The sequence below is a fragment of the Kocuria sp. NBRC 114282 genome (genome assembly GCF_030268385.1).
Classification (GTDB): Bacteria; Actinomycetota; Actinomycetes; order Actinomycetales; family Micrococcaceae; genus Kocuria; species Kocuria palustris.
In genome coordinates, this window is record NZ_BSQO01000002.1 from 275255 (window position 1) to 287848 (window position 12594).

The 12594-nt window shown below is 73.2% G+C and carries 11 protein-coding genes; 8 read left to right on the forward strand and 3 right to left on the reverse strand.

The window, feature by feature from the left end:
* Window positions 1-267: 267 nt before the first annotated feature.
* The 3 genes from QSJ40_RS04980 to QSJ40_RS04990 all read right to left on the reverse strand — a co-directional run bounded on the left by QSJ40_RS04980 (window position 268) and on the right by QSJ40_RS04990 (window position 2673).
* Window positions 268-504: a DUF3107 domain-containing protein gene (locus QSJ40_RS04980; RefSeq protein ID WP_024290898.1), complete on the reverse strand. Its 237-nt coding sequence runs from the start codon at window positions 502-504 to the stop codon at window positions 268-270.
* A gap of 74 nt (window positions 505-578) precedes the next feature.
* Window positions 579-1211, reverse strand: a complete 633-nt coding sequence (locus QSJ40_RS04985; RefSeq protein WP_285729323.1) for a TetR/AcrR family transcriptional regulator — start codon at window positions 1209-1211, stop codon at window positions 579-581.
* Window positions 1212-1224: 13 nt separating this feature from the next.
* Window positions 1225-2673: a glutamyl-tRNA reductase gene (locus tag QSJ40_RS04990; RefSeq protein ID WP_053447073.1), complete on the reverse strand. Its 1449-nt coding sequence runs from the start codon at window positions 2671-2673 to the stop codon at window positions 1225-1227.
* A 116-nt stretch (window positions 2674-2789) separates the two neighbouring features.
* Here QSJ40_RS04990 and hemE point away from each other — a divergent pair, with 116 nt between their 5' ends.
* The 8 genes from hemE (at window position 2790) to hemL (ending at window position 12527) form a co-directional block, all read left to right on the forward strand.
* Entirely contained in the window at window positions 2790-3974 is a 1185-nt protein-coding gene (hemE, locus tag QSJ40_RS04995; protein ID WP_285729325.1) for a uroporphyrinogen decarboxylase, read from the forward strand.
* 179 nt (window positions 3975-4153) lie between these two features.
* Window positions 4154-5671, forward strand: a complete 1518-nt coding sequence (hemG, locus tag QSJ40_RS05000) for a protoporphyrinogen oxidase (RefSeq protein ID WP_058871336.1) — start codon at window positions 4154-4156, stop codon at window positions 5669-5671.
* Between the two features lie 71 nt (window positions 5672-5742).
* Complete coding sequence (hemQ, locus tag QSJ40_RS05005; RefSeq protein ID WP_006215790.1) at window positions 5743-6459, forward strand: hydrogen peroxide-dependent heme synthase; 717 nt, start codon at window positions 5743-5745, stop codon at window positions 6457-6459.
* Complete coding sequence (locus QSJ40_RS05010) at window positions 6456-7775, forward strand: ferrochelatase (RefSeq protein ID WP_285729330.1); 1320 nt, start codon at window positions 6456-6458, stop codon at window positions 7773-7775. The genes hemQ and QSJ40_RS05010 overlap by 4 nt, the downstream gene beginning before the upstream one ends.
* Before the next feature lie 38 nt (window positions 7776-7813).
* Window positions 7814-8884 (forward strand): hydroxymethylbilane synthase, encoded by a 1071-nt coding sequence (hemC, locus tag QSJ40_RS05015; protein WP_058871500.1) that lies wholly within the window; start codon window positions 7814-7816, stop codon window positions 8882-8884.
* Window positions 8885-9072: 188 nt separating this feature from the next.
* Window positions 9073-10059, forward strand: a complete 987-nt coding sequence (locus QSJ40_RS05020) for a uroporphyrinogen-III synthase (protein ID WP_285729332.1) — start codon at window positions 9073-9075, stop codon at window positions 10057-10059.
* Between the two features lies 1 nt (window position 10060).
* On the forward strand, window positions 10061-11110 hold the full coding sequence (hemB, locus tag QSJ40_RS05025) for a porphobilinogen synthase (protein ID WP_285729334.1): 1050 nt from the start codon (window positions 10061-10063) through the stop codon (window positions 11108-11110).
* A gap of 97 nt (window positions 11111-11207) precedes the next feature.
* Window positions 11208-12527 carry a glutamate-1-semialdehyde 2,1-aminomutase gene (gene hemL, locus QSJ40_RS05030; protein ID WP_006215796.1) on the forward strand — a complete coding sequence of 440 codons (1320 nt, stop codon included), beginning with the start codon at window positions 11208-11210 and terminating at the stop codon, window positions 12525-12527.
* The last annotated feature ends 67 nt before the right edge of the window (window positions 12528-12594 follow it).

Consider the following 12594-nt stretch of genomic DNA (forward strand, 5'->3'; position numbering starts at 1 on the left):
GCGAAGGTGCGACGGGGCACGCCGCTGCGACCGCTTCCGGGGCTCGCGGCCGCTTGGGGGCCGGGGCGGAAGGGGAGGACGTGCCAGGGGTGGGAGCCGATCGTGCAGGTCTTCGGGTGATCTCGTCATCGACGATCGGGCATCCGGTTGCGGGACCACTGTACTCGGCCGTGTGCCCGGGCAGGGAAGGGGCCGCGGCGCGCTGCCTCGGTCGAGGCGAGCGCGACGCGGCCCGGGTGCGCTCGCGCGCTGGCTGCGAGCTGCGGCTCAGCTGGCGCTGACGCCGGGCATGAAGCCCACGCGGCGCTTGGTCTCCGCGCCGATCTCGACGTAGGCGATCCCCGAGGCCGGCACCAGCGTCAGGTTGTCCTTGGAATCCTTCAGGGACAGGACGGTGCCCTCGTTCAGGGCGGCGCTGACCAGGTCAGTGGCCTCCTGCGCGCCCAGCGGGGAGTCGACGACGATCTCCCGTCCGACGTGCTGCATCCCGATCTTGATCTCCACGGTTCCTCCTGAATGATCTGCGGGCCGCGAGGGCTGCGGCCGGACTCCTGGTGGTTGACGAGTCTAGGAGCGGGTCACTTCCAGTCCTCGTCGAGCACTCCGATTCCGCCCCAGGCTAAACGCAAGACCAGCAGCTGGGCCTCCTCGCGGGAGATGATGTCGCGGTGGCGCGACCAGTAGCCGGCACCCGTCTGGACCATGTCGGTCAGCGAGCGCCAGAGCATGACGGCCGCGTCCTGGCTCATTCCGGTGTTCGGGCCCAGGACGCTGCCCACGCCCTCGGCGACGCGCATGTGGAAGTCCTCGAAGCGCTCGCCGATCTGCGGATCCGCCATGAGGTCCGATTCGAAGATCAGCTTGTAGGACTGCGGGTCGTAGTCCACGAAGTCGAAGTACACGCGCAGCATCTCCTCGACGCGCGCGCGGTTGACCGTGATCCCCTCGCGGGCCTGTGCGCCTTGCAGGGCCTGGAGCAGGTCGCCGCCGAGGCGCTCCAGGCTGTGCTCCACGAGCGCCAGGTAGAGCTCGTGCTTGCCGGGGAAGTGCTGGTACAGCACGGGCTTGGAGACGCCGGCGGCATCGGCGATCTCCTCCATGGAGGCGCCGTGGTAGCCGTGCTCCGAGAAGACGGTGAGGGCGACCTGCAGCAGCTGGCGGCGCCGCTGCTCCTTGGGCAGACGGGTGGTGCGAGGACGGGGTGTGGGCATGGGGCTCCTGGGCTCAGCCAGCGGCGCGGGGCAGCTGCCTGTGGCCGTCGGCCGCGTCGTGGTGCGTGCGGGGCCCGGGGGTCGGCTCGGCTCGCTGATCGGTGCGGCCGCGGCCGCAGTGGGTGGGGTCCGTGGTCCCTGCCGCGTCGCTGCGGGAGGAGCCGGGACCGGTGGGGGCCGGGGTCTCGAGGGGCTCGGCGCGCACGGGCGCCGCCTGCTCGGGAAGATCGACGGACAGGCCGAACAGGGCTTCGAGCCCGGTCAGGTAGTCCTCTGCGCGGCCCTCCTTGGCCATGCGGCGGGCGCGGACCGTGGGCTCGTGGAGCAGGGACTTCACCATGCGGCGCATGGCGAACTCGACCTCCTCGGCGGCGGCGGTGCAGCCGTGCTGGCGGCGGACCTTCTCCAGCTCGGTGTCCAGCACGGACATGGTGTGCTTGCGCAGCGCCACGATCGCAGCGTCCATGTCCCGTTCGGACCGGCGGTCGCGGAAGCGCTTGGCGGCCTCGGCGACGATGCGGCGGGCGGAGGCCACGGACTCCTCGGTGGCCTCGGGGGCCGCGAGCTTGACCGACTCGAGCGTGATCAGCTCGACGCCGTCCAGGTCCACGACCGAGGGATCGAAGTCCCGCGACAGGGCCAGGTCGACCACCGTGAGCGGGCCCTCGGGAAGCTGATCGGCCGACAGCGGCTCGGATCCTCCGGAGCAGCCGATCACGACGTCCGCGCGCTCGAGGGCTTCGCGCAGGCCGTCCACGGGAACCGGGGTTCCGCCGCGGTTGGCGGTGAAGGCCTCTGCTCGTCCCGAGGCGGAATGGACCTCGATGTCGGCGCAGCCGCGGTCGCGCAGCGCGGCCATGGTGGCCCCGGCGTAGGCGCCGGTGCCGAAGACCAGCGCGCGGCGCTCGGGCCAGCGGCCGTCGGTGACGTCGTCGGCCAGGTCCAGTGCCACCGAGACGATCGAGCGGCCGCGCTCGCCCAGGCTCGTGCTGGTACCGACCTCTCGGGCGGTCTTGGCGGCCTCCTCGAACAGGCGCACGAGCCCGCCGGAGGCGGTGCCGCCTCGCTGGGCATCGATCAGCGCGCGGCGCACCTGCCCGGTGATCTCGCGCTCGCCCACGACGGCCGACTCGAGCCCCGAGACGACGGTGAAGAGGTGATGGGCGGCGTCCTCGTCGACGTGCAGGTCCATGGACTCCAGGACGTCCTCGAGGGCCACTCCGGAGCGCTCGGCCAGCAGCCGGGCGAGGGCCTCGCGAGCGGGGCCGATGCCGGCGGCGCCGGTGCTGTCGTCGAGCTCGCCGTAGATCTCCAGGCGATTGCAGGTGGACAGCGAGACGGAGCCGCTCAGCCCGGCCGTGGGGCCGAGCTCCAGGGGAGCGCTGGCAGCACCGTCGGCCAGACGCGCGACGGTGCTCAGATCAACGGTGCGGTGGGATGCCACCAAGGAGAACAGGACCACAATCCCCTCATCCTACCGCGACGTCGCAAGCTCGCACCGGTGGCGCGGACCACCTCCTGCCTGCGGGGGCCGTGCAGACGTCTCGTCGCCAAACCAGCATGCTGACGGAGGGCACAATGGGAGCCATGACCCACGCAGCACAGACCTCCGGAGCTGAGACTGCAGCGATCCGGCCCATCACGGACGAGACGGCCCCCGACGGCTTCCGCGGAGGGTTCGAGCGCCTTGCCCCGGAGCACCCGCTGCGCAGCGCCGGCACCCATGACTCGGCGCTGCTGCGGGAGCTGACCGGGCGCCGCGCTACCTCGCACCCCGTCTGGTTCATGCGACAGGCCGGACGCTCGCTGCCCGAGTACAAGCAGGTCCGCGAGGGCACCGCCATGCTCGACGCCTGCCTGCGGCCCGATCTCGCCGCGGAGATCACGCTGCAGCCCGTGCGCCGCCACCGCGTGGACGCCGGCATCTTCTTCTCGGACATCGTGGTCCCGCTGCGCCTGGCTGGTGTGGGCGTGGACATCGTCCCCGGCAAGGGCCCGGTGCTCGAGCACCCGGTGCGCACCGCTGCGGAGATCGATGCCCTGCCCGAGATGGACGACGAGGCCCTCGAGCCCATCCGCGAGGCGGTGCGGCTGACGACCGCCGAGCTCGGAGCGACCCCGCTGATCGGCTTCGCGGGGGCGCCCTTCACCGTGGCGGCCTACATGGTCGAGGGCGGGCCCTCGCGGGATCATCTGCGCCCGCGCACCATGATGCATGCCGATCCCGGGGCCTGGCAGGCGCTGGCGGCGTGGGCGGCGCGCGCCTCGGGCGCCTTCCTGCGCGCCCAGGTCGAGGCCGGCGCCTCGGCCGTCCAGCTCTTCGACTCGTGGGCCGGATCGCTGTCGCTGCGGGACTACCAGGAGCACGTGGCCCCGCATTCGGCGGCGGCCCTGGAGTCCGTGGCGGACCTGCCGGTCCCGCGGATCCACTTCGGCACGGGCACCGGGGATCTGCTGGCCGCCATGCGCGATGCAGGGGCCGAGGCCGTCGGCGTGGACCACCGCCTGAGCCTGAGCGAGGCCGTGCGCCGGGTCGGGCACGGCACGGTCCTGCAGGGCAACATCGACCCGGCCCTGCTTCCGGCCCCCGCGGAGGTGCTGCACCGCCACGTGGACGAGGTGCTGGCGGCCGGGGCGGAGGCCGCAGGCCACGTGGTCAACCTGGGCCACGGCGTCCCGCCGAGCACCGATCCCCAGGTGCTCACGGACCTGGTCTCCTACATCCACGACCAGCAGCCGGCGCCCAGGCCCGCCGACGGCTGAGCAGGGGGCCGGTTGCAGGCGGTGGCCGCCCGGCGGCTGCGTTGTCGGTGCGCAGTGGCATCCTGGAAGAAGATGAGGGCCGGCGGTCGTCGATCCGCGGACCGGCCGGTCCCCGCAGCGGAACTCGGATCAGCAGGCGCCTGGGCGCAGGCGCACCAGTGCAGGAAGGACGTGCAGCGGTGGAGCAGACCGTGTCGGGGCTCTCGGGCCAGCAGCGCGCGCGAGGACCGCTGCGCTCCGCGCTCGTGGTCGGCGGAGGCATCGCGGGCCTGTGCGCCGCGCGGGATCTCGCCGCGGCCGGGCTGCGCGTCACCCTGGTGGAGGCCCGCCCCCAGTTCGGCGGCTCCGTCGGCTCCCACCTGGTCGAGAACCTCGTGCTGGACTCCGGCGCGGATTCCTTCGCGACCCGCTCGGAGGCCGTCGCCGAGCTGGCCCGGGAGCTCGGGCTGGGGGATCGGATCATCTCCCCTGAGCCCCTGGGCTCCTGGACGGCCCTGCCGGACGGCCCCCGGCCCTCGCAGCGCACGGGCATCCTGGGCATCCCCGGCGACCTCTCGGAGCCCGGCCTGGCCGAGACCCTGGGGCGCTTCGGGCTGTGGCGGGCGCGCGCGGACCTCAAGCGCCCGGCGAGGGTCGGGGCGCAGGCGCGCACCCTCGGGGAGCTCGTGCGCCAGCGCATGGGCACCGCCGTGCTGGAGAGGATGGTCGCCCCCTTCACCATGGGGGTGCACTCCGCCCACCCGGACGCCCTGGACCTGGACACCGTCTCGCCGGGGATGCGCCAGGCCCTGCGCGAGCACGGCAGCCTCAGCGGCGCGGCGGCCTCCCTGCGCCGGGCAGCACCTCCGGGAGGCAACGTCGCGGGTCTGCGCGGAGGCATGAACACTCTGGCTGAGGCCCTCGTGGAGGACCTCAAGCAGCGCGAGGTCAAGCTCGTGCTCGGCTACGACGTCCTGGCAGTGGACCGGGATCCGCGCCGTCCCGGCTGGATGGTCCTGCAGCGCCAGCCGGAATTCGGGGACAAGTCCGCTATCGCCCGCGGCGAGCTGCTGGTCCTGGCCTCCGACGGCCCCACGGCCGTGCGCCTGCTCGGGGCACAGTCCCGGGAGATCTCCGAGTTCCAGCCCAAGCTGGGCCCCCAGATCGCCCTGGCCACGCTGGTCGTGGACAAGCCCGAGCTGGATGCCGCGCCCCGCGGCACAGGCATCCTGGTCTCCGAGGGCGTCCCGCACGTCCGCGCCAAGGCACTCACGCACGTGAGCGCCAAATGGGGCTGGGTCCGCGAGTCCCTCCCGGAGGGACGCCATGTCCTGCGCCTGTCCTACGGGCGGGTCGACAGCTCGGGGCGCACGGCCTCGCCGGAGCTGCAGCTCAAGGACGACCAGCTGCTGACCCTGGCCATGCGCGATGCCTCGCACCTGCTGGGCGTCGAGCTGCCGCACTCCTGCCTGGTCGACGGCGACGTCGTGCGCTGGGAGCAGGCCATGGCCCGCCCGTCGGCCGGGCACGCCGAGAAGGTCGCAGCCTTCCGCCAGGCCGTGGCGCAGATGCAGGACGTCGCAGCGGTCGGCTCGTGGCTCTCCGGCACCGGGCTGGTCGCCGTCGTGGCGGACACCCGCCGGGAGATCTCCCGCGTGCTGCAGGAGCACGGGGTCACCGAGCCGCCGCCCGCAGAGGCAGCAGCGCACGGGGTCTGAGCCCCGCGCACCACAGCACAGCACGCCGATCGGGCGATTCCGATCGGAGCCCGACGAGAGGAGCAACGCACATGTCCGCTCAGAGCACCGAGCAGTCCCAGGACGTCGAGCAGCAGGGGACCCAGCACTGGGCCGTCTGGTCCGTCTACGCCCGCGACAACGACCGCACCGTGCCGACCCACGAGCAGGAGACGGCCGCCGTCCAGGAGTTCGACGCCCTCGTCGAGCAGCTGGCGGCCGAGGGCATCGTGGTCCGCGGCACCTACGACGTCTCCGGTCAGCGCGAGGACGCCGACATCATGCTGTGGCTGCACGGCCAGGACCCCGCGGCCCTGCAGCTGGCCCTGCGCCGCGCTCGCCGCACCGCGCTGCTGGCCGGCACCCACCAGGTCTGGGCCGCCATGGGCGTCCACCGCGAGGCCGAGTTCACGGCCAACCACTCGCCGTCCTACGCCCGGGGCGTCGCCCCGGAGGCCTGGGTCTGCGTCTACCCGTTCGTGCGCTCGTACGACTGGTACTGGATGGATTCCGAGGACCGCTCGCGCATGCTGCGCAACCACGGCATGAAGGCCCGCGACTACCCGCAGGTGCTGGCCAACACGATCGCCTGCTTCGGGCTCAACGATTTCGAGTGGATGCTTGCCCTGGAGGCCCCCGAGCTGGTGGACCTGGTGGATGTCATGCGCCACTTCCGCAACACCGAGGCCCGACTGCACGTGCGCGAGGAGACCCCGTTCTACACCGGTCGACGAGTGAGCACCGCGGACCTGGCCGAGGTGCTGCGATGACCGCGCCCGGAGGCGCCCCGGTGCCGCAGGAGCCGGAGCTCGCGCCGTCGGCGGTGACGATCCCCAGCGGTCGCGCCGTGGACTCCTGGCCGCACCCGGTCCAGGCGCCGCAGCTCTCCCGGGCCCGAGCGCAGGAGCCCGCGGACTGGGATGCGATCGTGCTCTCGTCGTTCGGCGGCCCGGAGGGCCAGGACGACGTCATCCCCTTCCTGCGCAACGTCACCCGGGGCCGCGGCATCCCCGATGACCGGCTCGAGGCCGTGGCAGGGCACTACCGCGCCAACGGCGGGGTCTCGCCGATCAACGCGCAGAACCGCGCGCTGCTGGGCGCGCTCGAGCAGGAGCTGCGCGAGCGCGGGATCGACACCCCCATCACGTGGGCCAATCGCAACTGGGAGCCCTACGTCGCCGATGTCCTGCAGTCCCTGCACGACCAGGGCAGCCGTCGGGTCCTGGTGCTGGCCACCTCCGCGTTCTCCGGCTACTCGTCCTGCCGGCAGTACCGCGAGGACTGGGGAGTGGCCCTCGAGCAGACCGGGCTCGGCGAGCAGATGGTCGTGGGCAAGATCCGCCAGTACTTCGACATGGCCGGGTTCCTGGAGCCGTTCGTCGACGGGCTGCGCGAGGCCCTGCTCCAGCGTGCCGAGCGCGGTCCCCTCAGGATCCTGTTCGCCGCCCACTCCGTGCCGGACACCGACGCCCTGGCCGCCGGCCCCGAGACCATGCGGGATGGCTTCGCGACCGGCTCGGCCTACGCGGATCAGCTGCTCGCTGCCTCGCGGAAGGTCATGGAGCGCACTCGGGCGCGGCTGCAGGACGAGGGGCTGTCGCTGCCCGAGTCGCTGAGCTGGGATCTGGTGTTCCAGTCGCGTTCGGGTCCGCCGTCCATGCCGTGGCTCGAGCCGGATATCAACGATGCCGTCGAGCAGGCGGCGGATGACGGCGCAGGCTCCGTGATCGTGGTCCCGATCGGCTTCGTGTCCGATCACATGGAGGTGCTCTGGGACCTCGACACCGAGGCCCGCGAGACCGCGCAGGAGCGCGGCCTGGGCTTTGCGCGCACACCGACTCCGGGGACCCACCCGGCGTTCGTGTCCGGACTCGCGGACCTGATCGAGCAGCGGATGGCCGGGCGCTCAAGCGAGCCCAGGTCCTCCGCGTGCAGCGACGGCACCTGGTTCGACGACTGCCCCGCCGACTGCTGCGTCAAGATCCTGCGCGGCAGCACCGAGCCGCGACCCACGATCGCGCAGAGGCCCGAGGGTGAGCCGATCCCGGTCGGTCTCGACGAGACGGGCCAGGTGGTGCGCGCATGAGCGGGCAGCCCCACGAGACCGATCAGGTAGGCCAGGACATGAGCGAGGCAGAGCGCACCGAGGACCAGCGGCAGCCGGCCGCCGTGCTGAGGGTGGGCACGCGCGGCTCCGCGCTGGCCCGCACCCAGACCACCTGGGCGGCGGACCGGGTGGCCGAGGCCGCCGGGGTCTCCCACGAGCTGGAGATCATCCGCACCGAGGGCGATGTCCTCACAGGGTCGCTGGCGACCCTGGGCGGGACCGGCGTGTTCGCGGCGGCTCTGCGCGTGGCGCTGCTCGAGGATCGCGTGGACATGGCCGTGCACTCGCTCAAGGACCTTCCCACGGCACCCACCCCTGGCCTGTCCATCGGCGCGGTGCCCGAGCGCGAGGACCCCCGCGACGCCCTGTGCGCCCGCGACGGCCTGCGCCTCGAGCAGCTGCCCGACGGCGCGAAGGTCGGCACCGGCTCGCCCCGACGGGCCGCTCAGCTGCTGCTGGCCCGCCCGGACCTGCAGATCGTGGACATCCGGGGCAACGTCCCCACCCGCCTGGCGCGCGTTGCCGGGCTGGATCCCGAGGGCCCCGGCGATCTCGACGCCGTGGTCCTGGCCGCCTCCGGCCTGCGCCGACTGGGGCTGCAGGCGCACATCACGGAGGCGCTGGACCCGTCGGTCGTGCTGCCCGCTCCCGGACAGGGGGCGCTGGCCCTCGAGATCCGCACCGAGGTGCTCGAGAGGGATCCAGAGCTCGCCGAGCAGGCTTCCGGCTCCTCACAGGACGCCGTCGCCGCGCAGCGTGCCCGCCCCGGGCAGGACGCGCTCGACAGCGACCTGCTGCAGGGCCTGGCGCGGATCAACCACCTGGAGACCCGCTGGGCCGTGACCGCCGAGCGCTCGCTGCTGGCACGGCTCGAGGCCGGGTGCGCCGCACCGGTGGGCACGCTGGCCACGGTCGAGAACGGCATGCTCACCCTGCGGGTCGCCGTGGCCTCCCCGGACGGGGCCGAGGTCATGCGCCGCACCGAGGCCTCGCACGAGCTGTCCACGGCCGCCGCCCGGGAGCTCGGGCGCCGCGTGGGCGACGGCCTGCTCGCCGACGGCGCGGCCCGACTGGCGGGGCTGGCCTGAGCACGGTGCCCACGGCCTCCCCGTCCCGGGACTCGGCGCGGTTCAGCGCGCCGAGCGCGGGAGCCTGCGCGCAGCCCCCTGCGTCCGGGGCGGCAGGCTCGGGACCGCGCCCGGGCCGGCCAGGGCCGGCGGGGCAGGGGCAGGAGCACCCGGCCGGCTGCGGAGACAGCCCGCTGCGGGGCCGGTCCGTGCTGGTGACCCGAACCCCGGATCGGGCGGCGGAGCTGCTCGAGCTGCTGCGCGAGCGCGGAGCCGAGCCCGTGCTCGTGCCCGTCCAGGAGGCGCAGCCGGTCACCGGCCAGCAGCGCCAGGACCTGTACGAGCTGCTCGAGGCGGCGGCGCAGGGGCCGAGGCCAGCAGTGCCCCCCGGCAGCTGGACGGAGGGCCGCTCGTCGGCACCGGTCACAGGTTCCCATGGATCCCCAGACCGGGCCGAGCCGCTGTGGCTCGTGGTGACCTCGGCCAACACCGTGCGCGCCCTGCATCGTCTGGCGCTCGAGACGCACGGGCGCGGCCTCGGGGAGCTGCTGGAGCCCGGCATCGAGCGCGGGCTGCGCGTGGCAGCCGTCGGACCGGCCACCGCGGCCGAGCTCGAGAGCCATGCCGTGCCCGTTCATCTGCAGCCCCATCGCACGGCCTCGGCCGCCGGGCTGCTCGAGACCTGGGCGCGGCCGGAGGGCCCGGACGCGGCCCTCGCCCCCGTGCGCCCCGGCACCGTGCTGCTGCCCCAATCGGCGGCGGCCTCGCCCGAGCTGACGCGCGGGCTGCAGGAGCTCGGCTGGCAGGTGCGGCGCCGCGACGCCTACCGGATGGCCCCGTGGCCGGCCGAGGATCCCCTGGTCGCAGCACCCGTGGGGCAGCACGATCCGGTGCGCACCGTCGAGCAGGCCCGCTCGGAGCTGGCAGCCGGCGCGATCGACGGCGTGATCCTCACCGCTCCGTCGACCGTCCGTGCGCTGGCAGACGGACTCGTGCGGGCTCCGTCGCCCGCGCTGGCGGCCATCGGGGAGCCCACGCACACCGCCGTCGTCGCACTGGGCCTCGAGGCGGTCGTGGCCGAGTCCACGGCGCCGTCCGGGCTCATCGAAGCACTCGAGCGGGCCGTGGCCGCTCCGCCGGGGCGCCGGCGGCCCGCCCCACCCCAGGACATCGCCCCATCAGCACAGGAGGAATGACATGAACGATCGCATCGATCCCAGCGCAGCAGCCGAGGCTCCGCGGAGCCGCCGCTTCAGCGTCGATCTGCCGCACCGGCCGCGGCGCCTGCGCCAGTCCGAGACCATGCGCCGCCACGTGCGCGAGACCCGCCTGCACCCGTCGCAGCTGATCCTGCCGGTCTTCGTGAAGGAGGGGCTGCAGGAGCCGGTCGAGATCGCCTCCATGCCCGGGGTGGTGCAGCACAGCATGGACTCGCTGCGCCGTGCGGCAGCCGAGGCGGTCGAGCTCGGGCTCGGCGGCATCATGATCTTCGGCGTCCCGGCCGTCCTGGACGCCCGGGGCTCGGGCCTCATCGATCCCGAGGGGATCCTCAACCGTGCGCTGGGCGAGGTCCGCGACGAGGTCGGCGACGACCTCCTGGTGATGGCCGACCTGTGCCTTGACGAGTTCACCGACCACGGGCACTGCGGCGTGCTGGACGACCAGGGCCGCGTCGACAACGATGCGACCCTCGAGATCTACGCGCAGGCCGCCGTGGCCCAGGCCCGGGCCGGGGCCCACGTGCTGGCCCCGTCCGGGATGATGGATGGGCAGGTGGGCGTCATCCGCGACGCCCTGGATGCCGCCGGTCATCAGGACACCGTGGTGCTGGCCTACGCCGTGAAGTACTCCTCGGCGTTCTACGGCCCGTTCCGCGAGGCCGTCGACTCGGCGCTGACCGGCGATCGCAAGACCTACCAGATGGATTCCGCCAACCGGCGCGAGGCCTTCCGGGAGCTCGAGCTGGACCTGGCCGAGGGCGCGGACATGGTCATTGTCAAGCCGGCCATGTCCTACCTCGATATCCTGAGGGAGGTCGCCGACCAGTCGACGGTGCCGGTGTCCGCCTACCAGGTCTCCGGGGAGTACGCGATGATCCAGGCGGCCTCGGCCAACGGCTGGATCGACCGCCGCGGTGCGGCCCAGGAGTCGGTGCTCTCGATCATCCGCGCCGGCGCCGATACCGTGCTGACCTACTTCGCAACTGACCTGGCCCGCTGGTGGCGCGAGGACAACGGACTGAGCTGACAGGCCCCCAGACGACACGACGACCACAGCGGAAGCCATCGGCCGCGCCCTGCCGCGCCGCCGCCGGCTTTCGAGACATCGCTTCCGAAAGGACCCCATGACCGTCTCTGAAGAGCTCTTCGAGCGCTCCCGCCGCGTGATCCCCGGAGGGGTGAACTCGCCCGTGCGCGCGTTCGCCTCCGTCGGGGGGACCCCGCCGTACATCTCGGCGGCTCGCGGGCCGTACCTGACCGATGCCGATGGCCGCGAGTTCGTCGATCTCGTGGGGTCGTGGGGACCGGCGCTGGTCGGCCACGCGCACCCGGTCGTGCTGGAGGCCGTGCACGCCGCCGTCGAGAAGGGCCTGTCCTTCGGCGCCTCCACGCGCGGTGAGACCGAGCTGGCCGAGCACCTGGTGCAGCGCGTCCCGGCGCTGGATGAGATCCGCATGGTCTCGACCGGCACGGAGGCCACCATGACCGCACTGCGCCTGGCCCGCGGCGTGACCGGACGCGACCTCGTGATCAAGTTCGCCGGCTGCTACCACGGCCATGTGGACTCGCTGCTCTCGGAGGCCGGCTCCGGTGTGGCCACCCTGTCGCTGCCCGGTTCGGCCGGCGTCACCGAGGCCACGGCGGCCGAGACCCTCGTACTCCCGTACAACGACCTCGACGCCGTGCGCGAGGCTTTCGCCGCCCACGAGGGGCGCATCGCCGCCGTGATCACCGAGGCCTCCCCGGCCAACATGGGCGTGGTCCCGCCGGATCCGGGATTCAACGCGGGCCTGCGGGAGATCACCCGGGCCCACGGGGCCCTGATGATCTTCGATGAGGTCCTCACCGGATTCCGCGTGGACCCCGCCGGCTACTGGGGCCTGACCTCGCCGCAGGAGGGCGGCTGGGAGCCGGACATCTTCACGTTCGGCAAGGTCATAGGGGGCGGTCTGCCGGTGGCGGCACTGGGCGGGCGCCGCGAGATCATGGAGCACCTGGCCCCCACCGGCCCCGTCTACCAGGCCGGCACGCTGTCCGGGAACCCGGTGGCCATGGCCGCCGGGCTGGCCACGCTGCAGCTGGCCGACGACGACTGCTACCGGACGATCGACCGTCTCTCCGAGCAGCTGCGCGGCGAAGTCTCCTCGGCGCTGTCTGCCGCAGGAGTCGACCACTCGATCCAGAACGCCGGTTCGCTGTTCTCGGTGACCTTCGGGACCTCGGACCGCCCGGTGCGCACCTATGCGGATGCCAAGTCCCAGGAGGTCTTCCGCTGGGCGCCGTTCTTCCGCGCCATGCTGGAGCAGGGCGTGTACCTGCCACCGTCGGTGTTCGAGGCCTGGTTCCTCTCCGCAGCGCACGACGAGACCGCCATGCAGCGGATCATCGACGCGCTGCCCAAGGCCGCCGAGGCTGCCGCCCAGGCGCAGCCCGTCCAGGGCTGATCGGCTCCGGGCCCAGCTTCACGGACAGGACAGCGCCCCGGTCCCTTCCGCATCGCGGAGCGGACCG

Excerpts from the sequence above, each read along its gene's own strand:
- QSJ40_RS04985 (WP_285729323.1), bottom strand. The coding sequence starts at position 1,211 with ATGCCCACACCCCGTCCTCGCACCACCCGTCTGCCCAAGGAGCAGCGG.
- hemE (WP_285729325.1), top strand. The coding sequence starts at position 2,790 with ATGGGAGCCATGACCCACGCAGCACAGACCTCCGGAGCTGAGACTGCA.
- hemQ (WP_006215790.1), top strand. The coding sequence starts at position 5,743 with ATGTCCGCTCAGAGCACCGAGCAGTCCCAGGACGTCGAGCAGCAGGGG.
- QSJ40_RS05010 (WP_285729330.1), top strand. The coding sequence starts at position 6,456 with ATGACCGCGCCCGGAGGCGCCCCGGTGCCGCAGGAGCCGGAGCTCGCG.
- hemC (WP_058871500.1), top strand. The coding sequence starts at position 7,814 with ATGAGCGAGGCAGAGCGCACCGAGGACCAGCGGCAGCCGGCCGCCGTG.
- hemB (WP_285729334.1), top strand. The coding sequence starts at position 10,061 with ATGAACGATCGCATCGATCCCAGCGCAGCAGCCGAGGCTCCGCGGAGC.
- hemL (WP_006215796.1), top strand. The coding sequence starts at position 11,208 with ATGACCGTCTCTGAAGAGCTCTTCGAGCGCTCCCGCCGCGTGATCCCC.